Annotated in this window: 18 protein-coding genes; 9 read left to right on the top strand and 9 right to left on the bottom strand. The window is 68.4% G+C overall.

Annotation, left to right across the window (positions count from 1 at the left end; all coding sequences use genetic code 11):
• Positions 1–6: 6 nt before the first annotated feature.
• The gene (locus tag DJ017_RS17070) at positions 7–1,485 is read right to left on the bottom strand and encodes a carotenoid oxygenase family protein (RefSeq protein ID WP_111529847.1); all 1,479 of its coding nucleotides are present in this window, start codon (positions 1,483–1,485) and stop codon (positions 7–9) included.
• Positions 1,486–1,609: 124 nt separating this feature from the next.
• On the opposite strand from DJ017_RS17070, the gene DJ017_RS17065 reads away from it, so the two are divergent.
• The gene (locus DJ017_RS17065; RefSeq protein WP_111529846.1) at positions 1,610–2,065 is read left to right on the top strand and encodes an SgcJ/EcaC family oxidoreductase; all 456 of its coding nucleotides are present in this window, start codon (positions 1,610–1,612) and stop codon (positions 2,063–2,065) included.
• A 100-nt stretch (positions 2,066–2,165) separates the two neighbouring features.
• Positions 2,166–3,374, top strand: coding sequence for an acetyl-CoA C-acyltransferase (locus DJ017_RS17060; RefSeq protein WP_111529845.1), 1,209 nt, complete (start codon positions 2,166–2,168; stop codon positions 3,372–3,374).
• Here the strand turns inward: DJ017_RS17060 and DJ017_RS17055 are convergent.
• Positions 3,371–5,029 carry a CHASE domain-containing protein gene (locus DJ017_RS17055; RefSeq protein WP_165830670.1) on the bottom strand — a complete coding sequence of 553 codons (1,659 nt, stop codon included), beginning with the start codon at positions 5,027–5,029 and terminating at the stop codon, positions 3,371–3,373. The two genes, DJ017_RS17060 and DJ017_RS17055, sit on opposite strands and share 4 nt — an antisense overlap.
• A gap of 425 nt (positions 5,030–5,454) precedes the next feature.
• On the opposite strand from DJ017_RS17055, the gene DJ017_RS17050 reads away from it, so the two are divergent.
• Positions 5,455–5,847 (top strand): hypothetical protein, encoded by a 393-nt coding sequence (locus DJ017_RS17050; protein ID WP_111529843.1) that lies wholly within the window; start codon positions 5,455–5,457, stop codon positions 5,845–5,847.
• A gap of 21 nt (positions 5,848–5,868) precedes the next feature.
• Here DJ017_RS17050 and DJ017_RS17045 read toward each other — a convergent pair whose 3' ends face one another.
• Positions 5,869–7,206, bottom strand: coding sequence for a nucleotide sugar dehydrogenase (locus tag DJ017_RS17045; protein ID WP_111529842.1), 1,338 nt, complete (start codon positions 7,204–7,206; stop codon positions 5,869–5,871).
• 337 nt (positions 7,207–7,543) lie between these two features.
• Between DJ017_RS17045 and asnB the strand changes: the two genes are divergently transcribed.
• From asnB to DJ017_RS17020, 5 genes are all read left to right on the top strand, one after another.
• A complete protein-coding gene (gene asnB / locus DJ017_RS17040; RefSeq protein WP_111529841.1) occupies positions 7,544–9,481 on the top strand; it encodes an asparagine synthase (glutamine-hydrolyzing) in 1,938 nt (645 codons plus the stop codon).
• A 32-nt stretch (positions 9,482–9,513) separates the two neighbouring features.
• Complete coding sequence (locus DJ017_RS17035; RefSeq protein ID WP_111529840.1) at positions 9,514–10,977, top strand: oligosaccharide flippase family protein; 1,464 nt, start codon at positions 9,514–9,516, stop codon at positions 10,975–10,977.
• Positions 10,978–11,054: 77 nt separating this feature from the next.
• A complete protein-coding gene (locus tag DJ017_RS17030; RefSeq protein WP_133255478.1) occupies positions 11,055–12,380 on the top strand; it encodes an O-antigen ligase family protein in 1,326 nt (441 codons plus the stop codon).
• Position 12,381: 1 nt separating this feature from the next.
• The gene (locus DJ017_RS17025; protein WP_165830669.1) at positions 12,382–13,509 is read left to right on the top strand and encodes a glycosyltransferase family 4 protein; all 1,128 of its coding nucleotides are present in this window, start codon (positions 12,382–12,384) and stop codon (positions 13,507–13,509) included.
• Between the two features lie 15 nt (positions 13,510–13,524).
• Positions 13,525–14,622, top strand: a complete 1,098-nt coding sequence (locus tag DJ017_RS17020) for a glycosyltransferase (protein WP_111529837.1) — start codon at positions 13,525–13,527, stop codon at positions 14,620–14,622.
• Here the strand turns inward: DJ017_RS17020 and DJ017_RS17015 are convergent.
• The 3 genes from DJ017_RS17015 to DJ017_RS17005 all read right to left on the bottom strand — a co-directional run bounded on the left by DJ017_RS17015 (position 14,595) and on the right by DJ017_RS17005 (position 17,849).
• The gene (locus DJ017_RS17015) at positions 14,595–15,785 is read right to left on the bottom strand and encodes a glycoside hydrolase family 5 protein (RefSeq protein WP_165830668.1); all 1,191 of its coding nucleotides are present in this window, start codon (positions 15,783–15,785) and stop codon (positions 14,595–14,597) included. The two genes, DJ017_RS17020 and DJ017_RS17015, sit on opposite strands and share 28 nt — an antisense overlap.
• 170 nt (positions 15,786–15,955) lie before the next feature.
• Positions 15,956–16,867, bottom strand: a complete 912-nt coding sequence (locus DJ017_RS17010; RefSeq protein ID WP_165830667.1) for a class I SAM-dependent methyltransferase — start codon at positions 16,865–16,867, stop codon at positions 15,956–15,958.
• Between the two features lie 172 nt (positions 16,868–17,039).
• Positions 17,040–17,849 (bottom strand): class I SAM-dependent methyltransferase, encoded by an 810-nt coding sequence (locus tag DJ017_RS17005; RefSeq protein ID WP_111529834.1) that lies wholly within the window; start codon positions 17,847–17,849, stop codon positions 17,040–17,042.
• 124 nt (positions 17,850–17,973) lie between these two features.
• Between DJ017_RS17005 and DJ017_RS17000 the strand changes: the two genes are divergently transcribed.
• On the top strand, positions 17,974–18,966 hold the full coding sequence (locus DJ017_RS17000) for a sulfotransferase family protein (protein ID WP_111529833.1): 993 nt from the start codon (positions 17,974–17,976) through the stop codon (positions 18,964–18,966).
• Here the strand turns inward: DJ017_RS17000 and DJ017_RS16995 are convergent.
• The 3 genes from DJ017_RS16995 to DJ017_RS16985 are packed head-to-tail and all read right to left on the bottom strand — an operon-like array spanning position 18,947 to position 22,439.
• Entirely contained in the window at positions 18,947–20,077 is a 1,131-nt protein-coding gene (locus DJ017_RS16995; protein WP_227000182.1) for a glycosyltransferase family 4 protein, read from the bottom strand. The genes DJ017_RS17000 and DJ017_RS16995 overlap by 20 nt on opposite strands.
• A gap of 4 nt (positions 20,078–20,081) precedes the next feature.
• A complete protein-coding gene (locus DJ017_RS16990) occupies positions 20,082–21,215 on the bottom strand; it encodes a radical SAM protein (RefSeq protein ID WP_111529832.1) in 1,134 nt (377 codons plus the stop codon).
• A 21-nt stretch (positions 21,216–21,236) separates the two neighbouring features.
• The gene (locus DJ017_RS16985) at positions 21,237–22,439 is read right to left on the bottom strand and encodes a glycosyltransferase family 4 protein (RefSeq protein WP_227000181.1); all 1,203 of its coding nucleotides are present in this window, start codon (positions 22,437–22,439) and stop codon (positions 21,237–21,239) included.

Genomic DNA, 22,439 nt, shown 5'->3' with positions numbered 1-22,439 from the left:
TGAAGGTTAGCCGGCGATCAGGCCGTCGCGGATGAAGGCGCGATCGGCCCAGACGCTGTGGGTGCCGCTCGAAATCTTGTGCGGCAGGGCGATGCGGACGACGGGGCCCTCAGAGAAGCGCTTGCAGTCCACCAGGATGCACTCCGAGGTCTGGGTGTTCTCGTCGATGATGAAGCTGATCAGGTAGCCGTCGTCCTCGTCCTTGGCGCCGATGCGCGGCACGAAGGGAGACTCGCTGGCGTAGCGGCCCTCCGGCAGGTCCAGCGCCCAGGACTCCCCGGTCTCCAGGTCGTGCTTCACGTAGCCGTTGAACAGGAACCAGCCCGGCTTGGTCTTGGTGGAATAGGCGTAGCGGTAGGGCTTGCCGGCGTAGCGCTGGTTGAACATCCCGAACTCCAGGATGCGGTCGTCCATGTGGTGCTCGCGCGTCTCGCCGGTCTTCAGGTTGAACCGCCAGCGGTGCAGCTTGGGCCGGAAGGAGTGTTCGTCGAGGAACGCCATCATGTGGCCGAAGCCGTCCGGCGCGTCGGCCAGCGGGCGCGGCGTCGGGTTCTCCTGGAAGTAGCCGTCCATGACGATCTCGTCGCCGTCCTCGTAGGCGTTGAGGAAGTGCAGAACGTAGGTCGGCTCGGCCTCGAACCAGCGCAGGTCCTTGGTGTCGCCGTAGCGCGGGATGATCCCGAACCGCGACGGGATCCCCGGATGCGCGCGCACCGCATGGACGCCCTTGCGCAGCAGGTCCTGGTCCCAGAACACCGGCAGGTCGTTGAGGATCGAGTAGTTGGTCGTGAAGACCATGTCGTGCGGCAGGCGCGGGCCCGGCGTCGGCGTCGGCACGTAGTGGACGAGCTTCCCGTGCCTGTCGACCACGCCGTAGTGCATGTGGGGCGCGGACTTCGAGTAGTTGAAGAACAGCAGCTCGCCGGTCGCCTCGTCGATCTTGGTGTGGGCCGAGACGCCGTCCAGCGGGCCCCAGCTCGCCACGCCGCCCTGCTCCAGGGTGTCCGGATCCAGCCAGTAGGCTTCGCCGCACTGGTAGAAGGTCGAGACGATCTTGCCGCCGTGCACGACCACGTCGGTCGACGACGAGTCCTTCAGTCCGCCGTGACAGCCGTATCCCGGCCGCAGCGAGACGTCCGGGCCGTCCATCAGCCCGCCCCAGAGCGCCTGGCCCGCCTCCTGCTCGGCCTGGAAACCGCGGGTGCGCACGAAGCGGTTGCGGTAGTCGGCGCGGCCGTTCTGGATGCTGATCATGTGCAGCATGCCGTCGCCGTCGAACGGGTGGTAGCGGCCGAGCGCCTGGTGGACGGGATTCTCCGTGTTGCGCACGTAGATGCCGTCGATGTCGGTGGGGATGGTCCCCTCGATGACCTGCAGGTCGGTCGCGTCCACCTCCTCGTGGAGCGGCGTCCAGGGTCCCGTCATGTAGGGATGGTTGCTGGGCCCGAGCGAGGTCCGCACCGGCGGTAGGCGCTCCATCTTCATCACCGATCTCCGAGCATGTGCGGCGCGCCTCGGCGCGGCCCTTGCGTTCAACCTAGCACCATGGTCTTGTTATGCAAGTGATGTCGGCGACCAAATCCGCACGACCGACGGGGAGCGAAACCAGATGAGAAGATTGACCGCCGCCTTGGTCGCGGGCGCCATCCTGATGGGCGCGGCCTCTCCCGCGCTGGCCGGTGACACGGACGCCAGCCGCATCGCCGTGGCCCGCGAGATGATCGCCGCCTGGAAGTCCGCCGACTGGCGCAAGGTCGCCGACCTGTTCGCCGAAGACGGCGTGCTGCGCTCCATGATGCTGGAGCCGGTGGCCGGCCGGCCGGCGATCTATGCGCGCATCGCCGCGCTCGGGAAGGGCGCGCCCGACGGCGTCACCCTCGACGTCGCCCACATCGGCGTGATCGACGGCCTGGTGTTCATCGAGCGCACCGACCGCTTCGTCTACAACGGCCATCCCGGGGCCGTGCCGGTGGTCGGCGTCCTCGACATCCGCGACGGCAAGGTCCGCGAATGGCGGGAATATTACGACCGGGCCAGCCTCGAGAAGGCGCTGCGCGGCCAGTAAGGCCGCCCGGCCTCTGGCGCGCCGCACGCTTGGGGCTTTCCGCGGGCTGGTCACTTGCTTTACAAGACTCAATCCGGGGGCTTCAGATCTAGAGGTGGGGATGGACGTCTATGTCTTCGACGCGGCGCGGACGCCGCGCGGCAAAGGACGCCCCGGCGGCGCGCTCGCCGCGATCCCGCCCGTCGCGCTGGTCGAGCAGCTTGTCCGCGCGCTCGAGCGGCGCAATGGCGCCGAGGCCGTGCGCGCCGCGGGCCACTTCACCCTCGGCTGCGTGACCCAGGTCGGCGGGCAGGGCGGGCACGTCGCCCTGGCGGCCAGGATCCGCGCCGGCCTGCCCGACAGCGTGGCCTGCCTGACGATCAACAACTTCTGCGTCTCGGGCCTCTCGGCCGTGGCCGATGCGGCCCGGCGCGTGGCCACAGGGCAGGTGGATCTCGCTCTCGCCGGGGGCGTGGAGAGCATGTCCCAGGCGCCCTTCCTGGCCGACCGCGCCGACTACTACAGCGACATGGCCCTGGCGGCGCAGATGGGCTGGGCCCCGGTCGGGCTCGCCGCGGACCTGATGGCCACGCGCGAGGGCCTGCCGCGCGAGGCGCTCGACGCCATGGTGCTGCGCTCGCACGCACGGGCCGCGGCCGCCTGGCGCGACGGCCGCTACGACGGCCGGGTGATCCCGGTGCTCGGCGCCGACGGGACCGTGGCCCTGGCCAATGACGAGAACATCCGCGACTTCGGCGACGGCGCCACCCTGGCGCGCCTGGAGCCGGTGTTCGCCGCCGCCGGCGCCCAGGGCTACGACGAGATCCTGGTCGGCAACACGCCGGGGCTGAACAAGGTGGAGCACGTCCACACCGTCGCCCACTGTCCGCCGATCGCCGACGGCGCCGCCCTCGTGCTGGTAGGCTCGGCCGAGGCCGGCCAGCGTTACGGCCTCACGCCACTGGCCCGCGTCCGGGCCGTGGCCGAATGCGCCGACGACCACGTGCTCCAGCTGACCGCCGGCTTCCGGGCCATGGAGCAGGTTGTCGCGCGCGCCGGCCTCGCCCTCGACCAGGTGGGCGCGGTGGAGTTCATGGAGGCCTTCGCCGCGGCGCCGGCCCTTTTCGAGCGCGACTACCCGTGCGACCCGGCGCGGGTGAACCCGAACGGCGGGCACCTGGCCATGGGCCACCCGATGGGCGCGACCGGCGCGGTCCTGACCACCACCTTGCTGGACGACATGGTTCAGTTGGAGGCGGAAACGGGGCTGGTCGTGGCCACCGGTGGCGTGGGGGTCGGCGCCGCCATGGTTCTGGAGCGGACCGCCTAGGTAACTGCGGCCAGGGGCAGGACGATGCGGCAGGCCAGCCCCTCGGGTTGGAAGAGGACCTCCACCTCGGCGCGGAGCTGCCGCGCAACACCTTGCTCGATAAGGCGCAGGCCGAACCCCCGGCGGCTGGGCTTGGCCACCGGCGGGCCGCCGCGCTCGCGCCAGAGGAGTTCGAGAGTCCCCCCGCTGGCGGCGCTCTGGTGCGTCCAGGTGAGGCTGAGAGCGCCGGCCGCTGTCGACAGGGCGCCGTACTTGGCGGCGTTGGTCGTGAGCTCGTGCAGGGCCATGGCGAGGGCGACGCACTGGTCGGGGCTGAGGCTCGTCGCCGGCCCCTCGATGACGACGTTGCGGCCGCGCCGATAAGGGGCGAGCTCCAGGGCCGCCAACTCCATAAGCTGCGCCCCCTGCCAGCGCTCGCGGGTGAGCAGGTCATGGGCGTGGCTGAGGGCCAGGAGGCGCGCCTCGAACGCCGCCCGCGCGGCGCGCGGGTCGCCGTCGCGGCCGATGGTCTGGGCGGCGATCGCCTGGACGGCGGAAAGTGTGTTCTTCACCCGGTGATTGAGCTCGGCGATCAGCAGCTGGCGCTGGTCCTCCAGCGCCTGCCGCGCGGCGACCTCCTGCTCGGCGGCGCGCCGGGCGCGGGTCTCGCGCGCCGTGGCGGCCGCCACCAGCAGGGTGGCCACGAGGCCGCCGACGATGAACGGCCAGATCAGGCCGCGGCTCGAACCGAGTTCGAAGTCCGGGCGGGCGTAGAACACGAGGGTCCAGTTGCGGTCGGCCAGGCGCAGGGTGCGACGCGTGGTGTGCGAGGCCCGCCGCGCCAGCTCCGCCTCCGACCCGCTGAACGAGCGGTGCAGCAGGTTCTCGGGCGTCACCGGCCCGTCGTAGATCGCGAAGTCCAGGCGCGGGTGCGGCTGGCCGCGGAAGATCCCGGCCAACAGGTCGTCCGCGCGGAAGGGGGCGTAGACGAAGCCCTGCAGCCGCTCGCGGCGGCTGGCCACGTCGGGCGGGACTGCGCCGCCGCGGTAGACGGGCTGGTAGAGCAGGAAGCCGGCCTGGGCGCCGCCGGTGATCTCCTGCACCAGCCGCACCTTGCCGGACATCACCGCCCGGCCCGTGTCGCGGGCCTCCGCCATCGCGGCCCGGCGCACCGGATCGGCGAACATGTCGAAGCCCAGAGCCGTCTGGTTGCGGCGATCGAGGGGCTCGAGGAAGACGATGGCGTGGACCTCCTCGCCCGGCGCGGCGGCGGTCCTCAAGGTCAGACCGGGCACGCCCATCTGGGCCAGCAGCCGCTGCGTCGCCGGCCCGCCCCGGTCCGGCGTCCGCAGGCTGAACCCCAGGCCCTGGATGCCCGGGTAGACGCCCGGCAGATCGAGTCGGTCGGCGAAGGCGCGGAACTCCGCCTGGGTGACCGGCTCCGGCCGCGCCGCGAAGAGGCCCGCTCCGGCGCGCAGAACTGCGCGGTAGGTATCGAGCCGTCCGGTGATCTGCTCGCTCGACTGCGCGACGACGTTGTCGAAGCGCTCCTGGTCCTTGGCTGCGGCAAGCCGCGTCAGGGTCACATCGGCCCCGAGCGTCGCGGCCAGGCCGAGCGCCAGCACAAGCAGGGCGGCGCGATGGGCCGCCAGACGCGCCAGCCACCGCGCCGCCAACGACCGGGCGGCAGGCCGCCGAACGCCGGCTCCGTTCCTCGCCATCCCGGGGGCCGCGCCTGAGAAGGAGGCGCCCGTCGAGGGTCGGCTGGCCGCCGCTTCGGCGCCCGGGTCGGACGAGTTGGAATCAGTGAGGGCGCGGCCCGGCGGCGAGGTGTCCATCTGCCTGCAACAACGCGGTTTGCCGTCGGTTCGGCTGCGTTTGCCGGACAAAAGCCCTCCGACCCTGGCCGCCAGCCTGAGGCGCTGTTCAGCGGAGCGCGTAGGGTAAAGGGCGATGCACCATGCCCGTGCAGGGCTTTGTAAGCCGTCCGGCGGAGCGTGTGGATGTCTGTTTTGCAGACTCCATGGCTGGACGCTCCGCGCCTTCCCGTCCCTCGGCGCGGAGCGTCCACTTCGGCGGGCCCTCACCTGGAGTGGCAAGGATGCGGCGGCTGAACGGCGAGCGACAGGCAGGCGAGCGCGTGCTGCTGCTCAGCGACGATGACCGGCGCGGCGAGCTCCTGCGACGGTTGCTGTTCGCGGCGGGGCTGCGCGTCCTGCCGGACGCGGCGCGCGCGAGCCCGGCCCTGCGATCCGCGCCTGTGACCCTGGTCGCGCTGGACGCCACCGCCGGCGCCGCCCGGGCGCGGGGCTTGATCGGCGGGCTTGGCCGTGCCTCCGGGCGCCCGATCCTTGTGTTCGCCGCCCGCGGCGAGCGCGCGATGGTCCGCACCCTGCTGCCGGCCGGCCCGGCCGCCATCCTCGAGATGCCGGCCTCGCCGGACCAGGTGCGCGCCGGCCTGCGCCGCCTGACGCAACCTGCGCTTCTGCTCTAGGCGACGCGCGGCGCCGCGGCCTCAAGCCTTGACGACGTTGGCCCCGGCGAGGCCCCGGGCCGCCATGGCGTTGCGGGTGTCGACGACGAGAGCGGCCTCGGCGACCAGCGTATAGTCGACGGCGTCGTGGTCCGTGGCGATCAGCACCGCGTCGTAGGTCTTCAGGGTGTCGGTGGTCAGCGGCGCCGAGACGCGGCCGGTGAACTCGGCGTGCTCGCGGGTCGGCGGAACCTGGTCGACGTGCGGGTCGTGGAAGTCGACCTTGGCGCCGCGATCCTCCAGCAGGTGCATCAGCTTGAACGACGGGCTCTCGCGCACGTCGCGGACGTTCTTCTTGTAGGCGAGGCCGAGCACCAGCACGCGGGCCGCGCTGAGCGCCTTCTGGTGGCGCTGGTCCAGCGCGCGGGCCAGCACCTCGACGACCCGGGCGGGCATGGCGGTGTTGATCTCGCCGGCCAGCTCGATGAACCGCGTCGCGACCTCGAACTCGCGCGAGCGCCAGCTCAGGTAAAAAGGGTCGATCGGGATGCAGTGCCCGCCGAGGCCCGGGCCCGGATAGAAGGGCATGAAGCCGAAGGGCTTGGTCTTGGCGGCCTCGATCACCTCCCAGACGTCGATGCCCATGGCCTCGTAGATCACCTTCAGCTCGTTCACGAGGGCGATGTTGACCGCCCGGAAGACGTTCTCGGTGATCTTCACCGCCTCGGCCACGTCCGGCGACGAGACCGGCACCACCTCCTTGACCACCGCGCCGTAGAAGGCCTGGACGAGGGCGGAGGCCTCCGGCCCGTCGCCGGCCACCACCTTGGGGATGGTGACGGTCTCGAACCGGGAGTTGCCGGGATCCTCGCGCTCCGGCGAGAAGCCGAGGAAGAAGTCGCGGCCCCCGACGAGGCCCGTCGCCTCGAGGATCGGCTTCAACACCTCGCGGGTGGTGCCGGGGTAGGTGGTCGATTCCAGCACCACCAGCTGGCCGGGCCGCAGGGCCGCGGCGATGTCCCGCCCGGTCGCCTCGATGTAGGACAGGTCCGGCTCCCGGTGCCGGTCGAGCGGCGTCGGCACGCAGATGACCACCACGTCGCAGTCGGACAGGCGCGCGAAGTCCGCGGTCGCCTCGAACCGGCCGGCCTCGACGAGGCCCTTCAGCTCGTGGGCGCTCACCGCCTCGATGTAGGACCGTCCGGCGTTCAGCTCGACCGTCTTGGCCGGATCGATGTCGAACCCCAGCGTCCGGAACCCCCCCCGCCCCGCGGCCGCCGCCAGCGGCAGGCCGACATAGCCCAGGCCGATGATCCCGGCGGTGGCGGTCTTCTCGGCAAGGGCCGCCCGCAGGCGGTCGAAGGCGCTCGGCTCAGTCATGGGCTGTAGGTAGCCAAGTCCGCGGGCGCGATCCAGCGCGGCGCGCGGCGCCCCGAGCCACAGCTCAACAATGGCGGCCTGGTGCGCATCTGTCTGTATCTCAGCAGTGGCAGTTGAGCGAGCCTGCGAACCTGATCATCGCGCAGCCGCGCCGCCGCCATTCAAGGCGCTTTGCTGGTTGCCGTGTGTTCGGCAACCTTGAGTTTGGTGCTGGTGACCGGATCTGTGTTAAAGCGGCGTTGAGGGGGCCGCGCGTATCCCCATCCAAGTCCATCGGGAATGAGCATCGATCTTGGCGCTGACGTCGCCGGTCCGGTCGTGCTGGGGGTAGTTCGCCGTGTGCGGGATTGTTGGATTCGTCGATCACTGTCCCGATTGGTCGCCCGGACGCAGCGAAGAACTCGTTCGTGGCATGGCGACCGCCATCGCCCATCGGGGCCCGGATGGGCAGGGCGTCTATGTGGACCCCGCGTGCCCTGTCGCTCTCGGGCATCGGCGGCTGTCCATCATCGACCTGTCGCCTGCGGGCGCGCAGCCGATGCATTCGACCGATCAGCGCTGGGTGATCAGCTACAACGGCGAGATCTACAATTTCGAGGAAATGCGTCAGAGCCTCGAACAGGCGTTCGGCCGCCGCGACTGGCGCGGCCACTCCGACACCGAGGTCCTGGTCGAGACCATCGCCGCGCTCGGCGTGGAAGAGGCTCTCCGGCGAACGAACGGCATGTTCGCCCTGGCGGTCTGGGATCGCCAGGAACGCGCGCTTTACCTGGCGCGCGACCGTATGGGCGAGAAGCCGCTCTACTACGGCTGGTCGGGCCGGACCTTCCTGTTCGGCTCCGAACTCAAGGCGCTCGCCGTGCATCCCCGGTTCTCGCGGGAGATGGATCGGGGCGCCATGTCGCTCTTCCTGCAGTACGGTTACGTTCCGAACCCGCTGTGCATCTACAAGGGCCTGGCCCAGCTGGAGCCCGGCCACTTCGTGAGGCTTGCCCTGGACGATCCGCCGGGCGCGAAGCCGCAGCCCAGTCCCTACTGGACGCTCCCGCGGCCGCATCCGGAGGCGATCGACGAGGGGGCGGCGACGGACGAACTCGACCGCCTGCTGCGTGACGCGACCCGCCTGCGCATGCGGGCCGATGTTCCCATGGGGGCCTTCCTCTCCGGCGGCATCGATTCCTCGACCATCGTCGGGATGATGCAGGCGCAGTCGGCCGCGCCGGTGCGCACCTATTCGATCGGCTTCGAAGAAGCGGCCTACAACGAGGCGCGCTACGCCAAGGACGTCGCCGACCATCTCGGCACCGTGCACACCGAGATGTACGTCACGTCCGACGACGCGCGCGACCTGATCCCCCAAATCCCCACGCTGTACGACGAGCCGTTCGCCGACTCTTCGCAGCTTCCGACCTACCTGCTCTGCAAGCTGACCCGGCAGCACGTCACGGTGTCGCTCTCCGGCGACGCCGGCGACGAGCTGTTCGGCGGCTACGAGCGCTACTTCACTTTCGAGCGGAAGTGGGCCCAGCGGCGGGAGTGGCTCAATCCCTTCCGGTCCGCGGTCGCCGGCGCGATCGACGCGACGCCAGGGTTCGCCTGGCGGGCCGCCGCCGCCGCCGCGCCTCCGGGCCTGCGCCAGAAGCTGAGGCCTCAACGGATGAAGCGGCACGCCGCCTCGATCCGTGCGCGCTCCGGGCACGACTACTACCGTCACCTGATGGAGCAGTGGTCGCCCAACATGCTCCGCCGGCCCGGGGCGCCGAGGTCCACGGCCTTCCTCGACAGGATGGATATCGCCGAGGGCGGCGACCTTTTCCTCGGCATGACCTACGCCGACATGGGCAGCTACCTGCCCGACGATATCCTGGTGAAACTGGATCGGGCGTCCATGGCGGTGGCGCTGGAATCGCGCGTGCCGCTGCTGGACCATCGCGTCGTCGAGTTCGCGTCGGGCCTGCCGACCGACCTGAAACGGCGTGGCGATACCGGCAAATGGGTGCTGCGGCGGGTGCTCGACCGCTACGTCCCGTCCGCCCTAATCGACCGGCCGAAACAGGGGTTCGGCGTTCCCATCAAGGAGTGGCTGCGGGGCCCCCTGCGCGAGTGGGGCGAGGACCTGCTGAACGATCGTCAGACGGTGATCGGCGACCTGGTGGACCTTGAGGACGCCCGCGCGGTCTGGCGCGAGCATCAGACGAGCGATGTCGATCACAGCTATCGCCTCTGGACGGTGCTGATGCTGATGGCCTGGGCGCGGGAATGGCGGCCCCAGTGATCCCTGCCACACTCGAGGCGTCGGCCTGACCAATGGCCCGGGCCGCATTCCAGGACGTGTCGAAGCTGCTGTCGGGCAGCGTGATCGCGAAGCTGTTCGGCGTCGCGTCGACGATGCTGTTCGCGCGGCTGCTCACCAAGGATCAGATGGCGATCTTTCCGGTGTTCCTGATGCTCGCCGGAATCCCCAATCTGGTGCTGACGTTCGGCATCTTCTCGACCTTCATGCGCGAGCTGCCCCGCCTGTTCCGCGAGGACGAGGCGCGGGCGCGGGGCCTGGTGATGACGGGCTCGCTGGTGGTGATCGCCTGCACGATCACGGCGGCGGTCTCCGCCGCCGTGTTCAGCGGCGAGATCGCGCGGCTGGTGTTCCGCAACGCGGCTCAGGGCTGGATCATCCAGGGGCTGGCGCCGGGCTTCGTCGCCTACGTGATCGCCAAGATTGGCGAAAGCGTCGTTTCCGGGCGCGGCCAGTTCGGCCGGATTTCCGCGGTGCAGATCGTGGACTCGGTGTTCCGGCCGCTGGTGACGATCGGGGCCTTCTTCGCCTTCGGCGTGAAGGGCGTGGTCATCGGCATCGTGGCCGCCCAGTTCCTGATCGCGGCGCAGTATCTCTTCTACATGCGGGACATTCTGTTCGTCGCCGGAACGCCATTCTATCCGGTGCGGGCGCTGTTCGCGGAGTCGATGCCCTACTACGTCGGCAACTTCCTCTCCTATCTGAGGGGCGATGGTGACACGCTTCTGGTCACCACCTTCCTCGGGCCCGCGGCGGTGGCCGAGTATTACGTCGCCAAGAACCTCTATGCGAACGTCGTGCTCATCCAGAACGCGGTCGACTGGGTCGCCGTCGAGCGGCTGGCGCGCTTCGCCCGCACGCCGAGCTTCCAGGAGAAGCTCAGCGAGCTGAACGAGCGGATCGCCCAGCTCATGGTGCCGTTCACCCTGCTGGTGGTCGCCCTGGCGCCGCACGCCATCGCCATCCTCGCCGGCCCGCGCTACGCCAGCTCGACCTGGCCGGCCGTGGTGCTGCTGTTCGCCGCCCTGGCGCAGTTCATCGCCATCCCGGTGGAGCGGGCCGTCTTCGTCGCCGCGCCGGGGATCCTGCGGGTGTATTTCGCGGTGTTCGAGGTGCTGACGGTGCTGGCGTCGGCGGCCTTGCTGGTCCCCCAGGTCGGCATCCTCGGAGTCGCCGCCGCGCGGGTCATCTCGCCGGTCACCGGCTGGCTCTTCGGCCTCGTCCTGCTGAAGCGCCGCTTCAACCTCGTCCTGTCGCTGGACGCGGTCGCCCGCGTGCTGCTGGCCGGCGTTCCCGTCAGCGCCGTGATCCTCTGGCTCGCGCCGAGACCGACCGGCTTTGCGGACGCCGTGATCGGCGCGGCCGTCGCTGGCGCGTTCTGGGTCGCCAGCTTCGCCGCTCTCACCTTGCTCGTGAATCGCCCGATGTTCCTGGCGGCGCGCGAGATTGTCTCCCACCGCTTGAAGTTGCTCGGTTGATGGCCACTCCCAACAGACTCCACGCGTCGCACCCGCGCGCCGCATCGGCGCCAGGCCGGGTTTCGGCCTCGGCGGTCGTGAACTGGCCGTACTACGCCTATTTCGCGGCGGCCGCGGTCATGGCGCTGCCGATCCTGCAGGTCGCCGTTCCGGGGGCCCCCGCCCTTCGTCCGTCCAGCATCCTGGCGGCCCTGCCTCTGGTCGCCTTCGCCGTGCAGCCCAGCAACTGGCGCCGTCCCTCTCCGCTCGAGTTCCGGGTGCTCGTGGCCTTCGGCGTCTACATCGCGGTCTTCGCGCTGGAATTCGCCCGCTCGATCCCCAACCTCGGCATCTTCCAGGCGATCGACCCGACGGCGTTCCCGGCGCAGCGCTCGACCTACATCAACTCCTACTTCTTCCTGCACGTAATGTGGGCGTTGCCGCTGGTCTATGTGGTCTGGCGGTTCCGTACGCCAGCCGACCTGGTCCGGCTGTTCGGCGCGATCTCGATCGGGCTCGTGGCCCTGTCGCTGTTCATCATCGTCAATGTCGCGGCCCATCCGGAGGTGCTGTTCAGCTACAACCGCACCGCCATGTCCGCCCTCAGCGCGTCGACCTTCGGCATGCACTACAACGAGGTGGCGGAGATCTTCGTGATCGTCGGTCCGCTGCTCTTCTACCTGGCGATGACACGGGGCATTTATTGGATCTGTGTCTACGCCGTGTCCCTGCTCGCGATCGTCCTTCTGGAGTCGCGGACCGGCCTGCTGATCTTCCTCGCCTCCAACGCCGCGGTCCTGCTGACGACCGGGCGCGTGCACCTGATCCTGCGCTTCGCGATCGCGATGGCCGGCATCCTCGCGGTGGTGGTCGGCGGGCCGCTGCTCGCCGCCCGCGCCACGGCAGGCCTCTACCAGGGCGGCAACTCGACCTTCGACATGATCCTGAACGGGCGCGCGTCGGGCATCTGGGGGCCGCTCCTCTCGGAGTGGACGAGCGATCCCGGCCGCTTCTGGTTCGGCGCGGGCGAATATTCGATCCTGACCAGCCACAACCGGATGATCGGCGGGATCTTCCGGGTGTCCCAGGCGCACAACGCCTTCCTGGAATTCTTCCTGGACTGCGGGATCCTGCTCTCCGTCGTCGGAGCGGCGGTCGCTGTTATGCTGCTGTTCCGCGGGTGGAAGGTGGCTCGCAAGATCCACGACGAGCTCTACTGGGCGCTCTTCCTGTGCGTCCTCGCCTTCGCGATCAGCTGCTTCACAGGCCGCCGCTTCTTCCCCCACCCCGACGCGGCGCTGATGTTTCCGCTGATCGGCGCGCTCATCAACGTCGCGCGACTGCACCTGGGCGAGGGGCACGTGCGCGAGACGAAGCGTGCGGGGCCCGCCTTCCGAGCGACCGCCGGCCGCGTGGAGCGATAGGGTGCGCGTCCTCTTCAGCGATCTCACGCTGCCCTATCTGCTCAAGGACGCGGAATACCCCGTCGGGGGCTGGGCGGTGCAGTTGCGACAGCTCGCCATCGCATTGCGCGAGGCCGGGCATGAGGTCGGGGTCCTGACGTGGGCGGGCGCCAACGCCTTCGTGGGCCCCCAGTCCGAGGTCCAGCTCCTCGAGACCTATGACCGCAACCGAGGCATTCGGAAGCTCAGGTTCTTCTACTATTTCCTGCCTTCGATGATCGCCGCCGCGCGGAGGTTCCGCCCCGATGTCGTCGTTCAGTCCTGCGCGTCCACCGAGACGGGCACGATGGCCTTCATCGCGAGCCTGCTTGGCGTTCCGTTTGTCCACCGCATCGCGGCCGACACCGACGCGGACGGGCAATATGTCACGCGCCTGAAGCAGCATGAGCGGGTCGCGTTCCAATTTGGCATGCGGCGGGCCAAGCTGGTGATCTGCCAGAACAGCTACCAGTCTGAAAACATCGCCATAAGCTTCCCGAAGAAGGGCAGGCTCCTTCTTCACAATTCCATCCTGGTTCCGCCGGGGATCGGCGACATCAATCCGAGGGGCGCTCGCTCCTATGTCGCGTGGCTCAACGTATTCCGCAGGCAGAAGAACCTTCCCCTCCTGATCAAGATCGCTGCGGCTCTGCCGGCGGTGAAGTTCCGCGTCGCCGGCTCAGCCATGCCGCAGCACATGGACGAGGAAATGCGGGCCAACATCGCCGCGCTCGAGGCCCTGCCGAATGTCGAATTAGTCGGCTATCTGACAAGGGATCGTGTCCCCGAATTCCTGGCCGGCGCGATCGCCCTGCTGAGCACGTCCGACTTCGAGGGGTTCTCGAACACCTATCTCGAGGCGCTCCTCGCCGGAACGCCGATCGTCACCCGCTCGATCGTCGATCCGGATTCCATCGTGAGGCGGAACGCGTTGGGCGGCGTGGCGGACTCGGGCGACGAGCTTGCAGGGGAACTGGCGAAGGTTGTCGGCCTGCCGCCGGCTCGGTTCGACCAACTTGCCATGCGCTGCCGCGACTACGTCCTGGCCAACCATCGGCCGAGCGCGGCCGTGGAGAAGCTGGTCGCGGCGTTCCAGCAAGTCGCGGGCTAGGCGCTCGGGGCGGCGATGAGAATCCTGTTCGCCATCGAAGCCTTCCGTTCCGGCGGGAAGGAACGCCAGCTCATCGAGCTCCTGAAGGGGCTTCGCCGGCATCCGGATGTCGAGGTCGAGGTCGTCACCTTCGATGACGAGGTCGCCTACGAGGAATTCCATGCGCTTGGGTTCAGGCACAGGATCCTGCCGCGGCGCCTGAAGCGCGACCCGTCGATGTTCCTGTCGATGTGGCGGGTGCTTCGCGACTTCCGACCCGACATCATCCATTCCTGGAGCTCGCTGTCCTCGGTCTATCTCGCGCCCTTGGCGCCGCTGGCCGGGGCCAAGCTGGTGAATGGCTTCCTGCGCAACGCGCCGCCCAAGGTGAGGGTCTGGGAGCCGCTCTATCTCCGGAACGTGCTGACGGCGCCCTTCGCCTCGGCGATCGTCGCCAATTCGCGAGCAGGGCTTCGCGCCTTCCGCGTCTCGCCGGCCCAGGGCCGCTGCATCCACAACGGCTTCGACGCGAGCCGACTGGCCCGACGGCGGCCCACCGCTGCGGTCCGGGAGGAACTGGGGATCACGACGCGGTTCGTGGTCGGCATGGTCGCCGCTTTCGCGGATCGCAAGGACTACGACTGCTTCCTGGAGGCGGCGCGCCGTGTCTGCGACCAGCGGGACGACGTGACCTTCCTCGCCATCGGTGGCGGTCCCACCCTGTCGCGCTACCAGCAGGTCATCGGGGCGAAGTACGCAGCTCGCATCCGTCTGTTGGGCCGTCGCGGCGATGTGGAGAGCCTCGCGGGCGCCTTCGACGTCGGCGTGCTCTGCTCACTGGGCGGCGAGGGCATTCCCAACGCGGTGATGGAGTACATGGCGCTCGGCAAGCCGGTGGTCGCGACGGACCTCGGCGGCACCAATGAGCTGGTTCAGGAAGGCGTCACCGGCTTCCTGACCGCGCCGCAAGACGCCGCCCAGGTGACCGATCGGGTGCTTCGCCTGATCGACGATCCCGACCTCGCAAAATCCATGGGAGAGGCGGGTAAGGCGCGGCTGGCGAGCGAGTTCAGCCTCGAGCGCCTGATCGAGGACCATCTGGCGCTTTATCGCGAGGTGCTCGCGCGCGCCTGATCCCCGGCCGGGGGCGACTTCACGAGCCGCAGGCCGAGGGCGCGGACGACCATGGGGTCGATGTCGTAGCCCCTCGTGGCCTCGGCGATGCCCATTCCGCCGGTGCCCCGGTACTGCCAGATCGCCCAGGAATAACCGCGCCGCTCCGCCTCCCGGCGGACGTCCGTCAGCCAGGCCTCACGGTCCGGATCCGCCGCACCGGCGTAGGGTCCGTCGTTTCGGACCACGCCGAATTCGCCAAGCAGGATCTGGTCCGGGGCCACGCCATTCCGGCGCGCCCAGGCCGCGACCTGCTCGAAGTCACGCGAGATCGTCGCCGGTCCGAAACCGGATCGCCAGTAGGCGGTGGCGATGCGCGCGGCCCGCATCAGCTCGCGCCGCTGGTCCTGCGCGCTCAGTTTCGACCGGGCCAGCCTGCGGCGGCTCTCGTTCAGGCTCTCGACCAGCGAGGTTCTGCGCGCCGGGTAGCGCAGCTCGGCCAGCGGCGCGACCCAAGGCATGGCTGGGTTCGACTGGTTCGTGAACTCGAAGGGGAAGTAGTAGTGGAAGGTGTAGAGCACGTTCCGGTCGGCGCGGAACGGTCGGGGATCCAGCCTGACCAGGCCGGAGATCCAGCCGGCCTGCCCGCCTGGCAGCACCAGCCGAAGCTGCGGAGCCACCGCGCGAACGGCCGAATACTGCGCTTCCAGTTCGGCCTGCCAGTCCGCCGCGCCCTTGGCGTTGGCCGCACTCGGCGGCTCGTTCAGGGGCTCGAGCAGGACATGGCAGCGGTCGAGCGCCGCCAGCCGCGGCGCCAGCCTTTGCAGCATCTGCAGGTGCGCTCTCGGCACATCCGGATCGCCGCGTCCGACGAAGGCGTCCGGGGCATAGGCCTTGACCTGCGGGTTGGGGTGGAAGTCGACGATCACCGTCAGGTTTGCCCTGAGCAGCTGCTGGACCCGCGCCAGGAGCAGATCGTCGAGGTTGGCGAGGTCCTTGTCGGTCAGCTGCAGGAACGGGCCGGGATCGATCGTCAGTCGCACGAAATCGAATCCTGCGGACCGGATCGCGTTCACATCGACCTCGGAGAGCGCGTGCTGAGGATCGGAGAACGGCTGGGCCGCGTAGCGGTCCGACTGGCCGGGCGCGAGCCTCGCCCAGTTCATGGGCTGATGCAGGTTCACGCCTCGATGCAGGGCGATGGCCCCACAGTCGGCACGGATGGCCGCGCTTGTGCTGCTCGCCGCCAATATATTTAGCGAGGCCGAAATGAACACGGTGGCGGCTAAGGTAAATCGCATACAGTCGGCTCGGTATTGCGGGAAAGTAGCCCGCTTCGAATGCGCAGCCCGCGCTACATCGCGCGATCAATCAAGACGAAGCCTGTAACCGCAAGATCTTCGTCCCGCTCAGAACGTAGCTTGGAAGTAAACCGCTTCTTGCGAGCCTTTACCCTCTCGACGGCATCATTCCTCAGCTCTTGAGGAAGCTCTTCCCAAGCCATAGGGCGATCCAGCTGGGTCGAACCGACGAGATGGGTGACCTTGATGGTCGCGTCAGGGCAGGCGGCGCGAAAGGCGCTAAGCGGGACGCGATTTGGGCGTCCCATCGCGGCGGTCATCTGTGGATAAATCGCGCTTGGCACTTCGAGGAACTTCAACTCGTCGAAGCCGCACGCGGTGAACATCCCGTGATCCCTTAGATCGACAACATGGATCATTACGCCACCGGGATTTAGGGCTGCGCGCATGCGTTGAAGCGACAATATTGGGTCCGAGACGTGCTCCAAGACAGCACGCGAGACGATGAAATCGTAGCCGCGGTTTTCGATAAAGAAATGCTCGGCCGAGGCAGCTTCGCCGTAGTGACGGGCAATGCCCCGAAAAGCACCTTCTCGATCACATCCTGCGAGATGGTTCAGGCCGCGTTCCCGAGCGATCAGTGCCCGGTAAATTGCAGCGTGCTGGGCAGGGTCTCTATCAGAATAGAAGCGGTCGACGAGGTCGACATGCTTCGCCCCGTCCGCAAGCATTAGCAGGCCCACGCCGCAGTTGTCCCCGGGGCCAATCTCGGCAACTCGGCCGTGAAAACGATCGATGGCCGCTTCTGTCAGATACTCGCGATGAACCATGTCGATGTAGGCGAGCGACGCCGCGACGTCGCGCCCCGCATGGGCCATTCCGCTATCGGTCTGGATGTCGCCTCTAGCGAGGCGATACTTCGCCTTTTGATTGTCGAGCACTAGAAGGACGCAGTTGCCCAGCATGGTGCGGCGAACGCGTCGGCGTAACGCGCTTCGCTGTGCTCTTAAGAAGCCAGCCATCGTCGTACCCGCCCCATTATTCCCCACAGGAACCTAGGTAGCTCTCTCGCTCGACACCAGCTGGCGCGTCCGAGATTGCGCGATAACCACGCGTCCGAGGATGACGGACCATCCGTCAAATTCGGCGGAGTACAAATTCGTCACAGCCGGAGCCAAGAAGACCTCGCCCACCGGGCTCGACGAACTCTCGCACCAGTTCAAACTGGGGCAGGTGCTGCTTTACCTCTTCGGGCCGGGCGCTCTCGTAGGGATACCCGCCAAGCCAGTCGTGCACATCGTGGTGGAAGTCCATGCCTCGGCTCGACTTATAGTCCTTCACGAGGGCGTCCGGATTCTTACCCGCTCGGCGCTGAATGACATAGAAGGCCGCAATATAGGCTCGCTGCATGAGCGCCTGAATCCACTTCGGCGCGCGTGAGTAAAACCGCTTCTCGATGCGCCAGAACCCGCACATCTTGGTCTTCCGATAGAGCGCGATGGCGAAGAGCCCGCCCGGCTTCACCAGCTTTGAAGCGGCCTCCACGGCTCGCCACATGTCGCCCGTATGGTGCAGGACGCCCCACGAATAGACGACGTCGAACGTGCCGTCGGACTCGGGCGTCATCTCGAAGACGCTCTTGAGGTCGACATTCCACGCTCCGGTCTGGCCGGTCATCTCCCGGAGACGCCGCGTGGCCTCGACGCTGTCCGCATCGATGTCCCTGCTGATGACGTCCTTCGCGCCCAGGCGCAGGGCGGCCAGCGAGGAGAGGCCCGAGCCGCATCCGATGTCGAGGAACCTGGCGTTCTTGAGTTCATCGCCGGGGAAGAGGCGCCGCAGGCCGGCTTCGGCCTCGGCGATCCTTTCGTCGTCGAGCACGCCGAGAAACGATTTCCAGTTCTCGCCGAAGCGAAAGTGGCTCTCTGCCTGCAGCAATTCCGACATAGGCGTCCCCCGAACAATCTATGGTTTGTAGCACAATGACGCCAAATGATTGCCGCGTTGTATCTGGGCTCCCTGCGTGTTCTGGTGGCGCACCGTCGCAATGGTCGGCCGCAACGATTCTTAGATGAGACCGCAGTTCCCGTTCTTCATTGTCGGCGCGCAGAGATCCGGAACGACGCTCCTGAGGCTCCTGCTGAACGCGCACTCGCAGATCGCCGTGCCGGAAGAGGCGCGCTTCCTGACGCCCCTGCTGACCGCCGAGCACGCCGCCACCGACTTCCGCCGGCCGCACCTCCAGAAGATCGCGCGCTATCTCGAGCTTTCCGAGGAGTTCGAGCTGTGGAACTTCGACCACTCGGAGGTGGTGGCGCGCATCCGCGACCGAGACCGGATGTCGCTCGCGGAGCTGGTCGCCGCGCTGTACGCGGCGTTCGCCGCGAGCGAGCGCAAGGCGCATTGGGGCGACAAGAGCCTGTTCATCCAGCAGATCGACCTGCTCGCTGAGATCTTCCCGAACGCCGCCTTCATCCACATCGTCCGCGACGGCCGGGACGTGTTCGACAGCTGGCGCCAGCTCGACCCGAGCCGCGATTGCGCGCCGGTCACGGCGCTCGACTGGAAGCTGAAGCTGGCGCTCGTGAGCCGGGCCTTCGCGAAGCTGGATCCGCATCGCGTGGTGACCGTGCGCTACGAGGACCTGATCGCGGATCCGGAGGCGGTGGGCCGCGCCGTGTGCGCGTTCCTGCGCATTCCCTACGAGCCGGCGATGCTCGACTATCACAAGAGCAGCGACCGCTACATCGGGGCCCATCATTCGCGGCTGATCTTCAGCAAGATCGACGCCCAGAACCAAGCGAAATGGAAGGAGCGTCTCAAGCCGCGCGAGGTGCTCGCCTACGACCTGGTCGCAGGCGGTGAGCTGCGCCAGTTCGGCTACGAGCAGATCCCTCACCGCTACCGGCCCGGCGACTACCTGTGGGTCGCGGCGCAGTTCGTGCTGGGATTTCCGCCGCGCGCCTGGGCGCTGGCCGCCGACCGCGTTCGCCGCCGCCTGGCCGTCGCCTTCGGAACCTCGGCGAAACTGGCCTCCGTGGGGGTCAAGCCCGCCGGCGGCTGATCGCCGCCCGGTAGACCGCGATCGTCTCGCTCGCGATCCTCGACCAGTCGTAGCGCGTCAGCACCGTCTCCTGCAGCTTCGCGCGCTCGTCGGCGGAGGGCGGACGGCTGGCGATGCGCTTCAGCCCGCCGGCCAGGGCCGCCACATCGCCGAGCGGGAAGTAATGGTCTGCCGGCAGCTCCACCTCCAGGTTCGCGGGTATGTCGCTGGCGAGCACGGGCAGGGCGTGGCTGACCGCTTCGAGCAGGGCGATCGGAAGCCCCTCGTGCGAGGAGGGCAGGACGAAGACGCCGGCGTGGGCGTAGAGCGCCTGCAGGGCCTCGCCGCGCTGCACGCCCAGCATCTGGACGCCGGGCGTCGCGCGGGCGACCTCTTCGACCCGCTCGGCATAGCTGTCGTGATGGTCCGCCCCGCCGACCAGGGCGAGATCCCAGTCCCGTAGGCCCGCCTGGGCGAAGGCCTCGATGAGGTCGAGGTGGCGCTTCTCCGGGACGATGCGGCCGACCGAGATCACGTATCGCCCCGGCGAAAGGCCGAAGGCGCGGACGAGATCCGGCCCGGGGGGCGCCGCGGGGCGGTCGACGCCATTGGGGATGACGGCGGCTTCGGCGCCGTACTTGTGGCGGACCAGGTCGGCGATCCCGCGCGAGATGGCGATCTGGGCATGGCTGAGCGTCATGCCGAAACGTTCGCCCAGCTCGAGCAGGCGCGCGGCGAACCGGCCCCACTTCTCGCGGGCGTAGTCCGGTCCGTGGTGCGTCACCACCACTCGCAGTCCCAGCGCGCGGGCGAGGGGCGCGGCGAGCGCCGGTCCGATGGCGTGGATGTGCAGCACGTCGGGCCGCCGGACGCCGGCGACCAGGGCGCCCAGGATGCTGTGGGTGATCGCCTCGAGGCTCCGCATCCGCGGCGACCAGAGCCTGACGAGGCGCACCTGGCCGACGTGGCGCCCCTGAACGTGCCGCACATAGGGCGCGCGGGCCAGGACCTCCACCTCGCAGCCGAGCCGGACGAGTTCGCGGGCGAGGTTCTCGGCATGCTTCTCCACGCCGCCCTGCACGTCAGGGAAGCCGCGCAGGCCCAGCATGGTGACGCGCAGGGGCCGCTCCATGCGACTAGCGATTGAAGAAGGACCTCAGCGGGTACCGCTGGTCGGTCGTCGATCGGTCCGGCGCCCAGTTCGCCTTCATCCGCGCGCCGAGGAACGAACTCCGCGCCACCTGCGGCGACTGGCGGATGTCGCCGTAGTCGATGTAGCGGTCGAAATCGACCTTCCCGCCCAGGCTGACCTTCGCCTTGTTGTAGAGCACCCAGGCCAGCGGCCCGAGCTTCGGGGCCTGGGGGATGACGTTCGAGCGCATCGCCGTCCGCGCCGTGGTCACCATCCAGCAGTTCTGGTCGCAGTCGTGGACCTTCCCCAGGGTCGCCCGGGTGGTGTCGCTGGCGACGATCTCGTCCCAGCTCTGCCGGGCGAGGTTGCCCATGGGGAGGTCGGAACGCACGTTGCAGGCCCAGACGTCGGACCACGGGTCGATGAAGGCGAAGTCCTTGCCCGCCGTGCAGCGGATCAGGCGGTCGTGTCCAAGGATCTTCTCGATCAGGCCGAGATTCAGATAGGCCCGGAACCAGTTCTTGGGCTTGCCGCTCTTCAGCTGGGCGGTGACCAGGCCCTCGACCTTCCTCGCCACCCTCAGGCGGTCGTAGAAGTAGTTGTCGTTCTTGTAGAACTGCCAGGCGTTGTGCAGCGTCGAGGTGGCGAGCTCCACGCCCATGGCGCGGGCCTTCTCATAGACGGCGACCAGCTGGTCGACGTTCTCGTCCTGGATAACGAAGGCGAAGCCGAGGTCGCGGCCTCCGGCCTCCTGCAGCATCTTCAGGCCCGCCACCTTCCGCGCGTAGCCGTTCTTCTCGCCGCGAATGGTGTTGTTGGTGATCTCGTCGCCTTCGAGGCTGAAGCGCACCTTGATGTCGGGATACTTCTTGATGATCGGCAGCAGCCGGTGGGGATTGAGCCCGTTCGAGCTGATCTCCATGATCCGAGCCTTGGGGTAGAGGATGTCCACCACCTGGGCCAGGTCCTTGCGGAGGGTCGGCTCGCCGCCGGAGACGTTCAGGTTGTCGAAGCCGCCCGGCAGCTTGGCCAGGGTCTCAAGGCTGACTTCCTGACGCGGATCGGTCGGGTTCTGCCAGATGTAGCACATCTGGCACTTGGAATTGCATCGGAAGGTGAGGATGACCGTGAGGTCCATGGTGTGTTCCGAACCCCGAGTTCAAGACTGTAGGACTGAATTGTAGATCTCGAGCAGGCCTTGGTTGTGCCGCTCGTCCGAGAAGCGCTGTCGCGCACGCTCGTAGGCCGCCCGGCCCAGTCGCTGGCGACGCTCGGCGTCCTCCATCAGTGAGGCCATCGCCTGGGCGAGCGCGTCGGCGTCGCCGGCCGGGACCAGCAGGCCCGTCTCGTCATGAGCCACCAACTCCGGGATCCCCCCGATCCTGCTCGCGATGACCGGCTTGCCGGCGGCCATCGCCTCGAGCACCGACATCGGGCAATTCTCGTACCACTCGGAAGGGATCACGACGACGGCGGCCTGGCGCAGCGCCTCGCGGAGCGCTTCTCCCGAAAGGTGCCCGTCGAAGCGCGCTTGGGGGAACGCCGCGCGGAGTTCCGCTTCCAGCGGCCCCGTGCCCACGACGCGCACGGGCCAGCGAAAGGCGGACCGCTCGGCCGCGCGCAGCAGCGTTCCAACGCCCTTCTCCGCCGAGAGCCGACCGAAATAGAGAATGTAGCCGGCGTCGCCGGTGCTCGGCGGGGCGCTGACGTCCACGCCGTTCGGCAGGACCGCGATGCGGTCGAGCGGCGCGCGGGCGGCGATGGCGTCGCGCATGAAGGCGCTCGGCGCGACGTACCGGTCGACCTGCTCGTAGCTGCCCATCCAGCGCTGCACGACCGCTTCGGCGAAGAGCAGTCCGCTCTTGAAGGCCGAACCGTCCGCGCATCGGTTCTTCAACACCCTGCTGAAGGCGCCGTCGGCGCATTCGGAGCACGGCTTGCCATCGCGCAGGCGGGTGTAGACGGGGCACACGGGCTTGAAGTCGTGCAGCGTCAGCACGACCGGAACACCGCGCCGCTTGGCTGCGCCGATGATGCCAGGCGTGAGCTGGTGGTAGATGTTGTGACAGTGCACGAGGTCCGGGCGCGTCTCGTCGAGCAGCGCGCCGAACTTCGAGACGGCCTCCGGCGAGTGGACCATCGACAGCCCGCTCGCCAGCCTCGCGAGCGGCGAGCCTGCCCCGTAGTCGCGGGTCTCGACGAAACGCCCCGAATGGTCGGAAGGCAGGTTCCGCTCGTGCTTCATGGAGAAGTCGATGACCTCGCCATGGCCGCGAAGGAAGTCGCGCTCCTTGAACATGACGGCCTCGGAGCCGCCGTTCAGAAAGAAGAACTTGTTGGCTTGCAGGACGCGCAAGGCCAT

The organism is Phenylobacterium soli (genome assembly GCF_003254475.1).
GTDB lineage: Bacteria > Pseudomonadota > Alphaproteobacteria > Caulobacterales > Caulobacteraceae > Phenylobacterium > Phenylobacterium soli.
The sequence above is the reverse complement of the archived record's forward strand: the minus strand, read 5'-3'. Positions and strand labels throughout refer to the sequence as shown.

Excerpts from the sequence above, each read along its gene's own strand:
- DJ017_RS16995 (WP_227000182.1), bottom strand. The coding sequence starts at position 20,077 with ATGGAGCGGCCCCTGCGCGTCACCATGCTGGGCCTGCGCGGCTTCCCT.
- DJ017_RS17050 (WP_111529843.1), top strand. The coding sequence starts at position 5,455 with ATGCGGCGGCTGAACGGCGAGCGACAGGCAGGCGAGCGCGTGCTGCTG.
- DJ017_RS17035 (WP_111529840.1), top strand. The coding sequence starts at position 9,514 with ATGGCCCGGGCCGCATTCCAGGACGTGTCGAAGCTGCTGTCGGGCAGC.
- DJ017_RS17065 (WP_111529846.1), top strand. The coding sequence starts at position 1,610 with ATGAGAAGATTGACCGCCGCCTTGGTCGCGGGCGCCATCCTGATGGGC.
- DJ017_RS17010 (WP_165830667.1), bottom strand. The coding sequence starts at position 16,867 with ATGCTGGGCAACTGCGTCCTTCTAGTGCTCGACAATCAAAAGGCGAAG.
- DJ017_RS17070 (WP_111529847.1), bottom strand. The coding sequence starts at position 1,485 with ATGAAGATGGAGCGCCTACCGCCGGTGCGGACCTCGCTCGGGCCCAGC.
- DJ017_RS17045 (WP_111529842.1), bottom strand. The coding sequence starts at position 7,206 with ATGACTGAGCCGAGCGCCTTCGACCGCCTGCGGGCGGCCCTTGCCGAG.
- DJ017_RS16990 (WP_111529832.1), bottom strand. The coding sequence starts at position 21,215 with ATGGACCTCACGGTCATCCTCACCTTCCGATGCAATTCCAAGTGCCAG.
- DJ017_RS17005 (WP_111529834.1), bottom strand. The coding sequence starts at position 17,849 with ATGTCGGAATTGCTGCAGGCAGAGAGCCACTTTCGCTTCGGCGAGAAC.
- DJ017_RS16985 (WP_227000181.1), bottom strand. The coding sequence starts at position 22,439 with ATGGCCTTGCGCGTCCTGCAAGCCAACAAGTTCTTCTTTCTGAACGGC.
- DJ017_RS17060 (WP_111529845.1), top strand. The coding sequence starts at position 2,166 with ATGGACGTCTATGTCTTCGACGCGGCGCGGACGCCGCGCGGCAAAGGA.
- DJ017_RS17020 (WP_111529837.1), top strand. The coding sequence starts at position 13,525 with ATGAGAATCCTGTTCGCCATCGAAGCCTTCCGTTCCGGCGGGAAGGAA.
- DJ017_RS17000 (WP_111529833.1), top strand. The coding sequence starts at position 17,974 with ATGAGACCGCAGTTCCCGTTCTTCATTGTCGGCGCGCAGAGATCCGGA.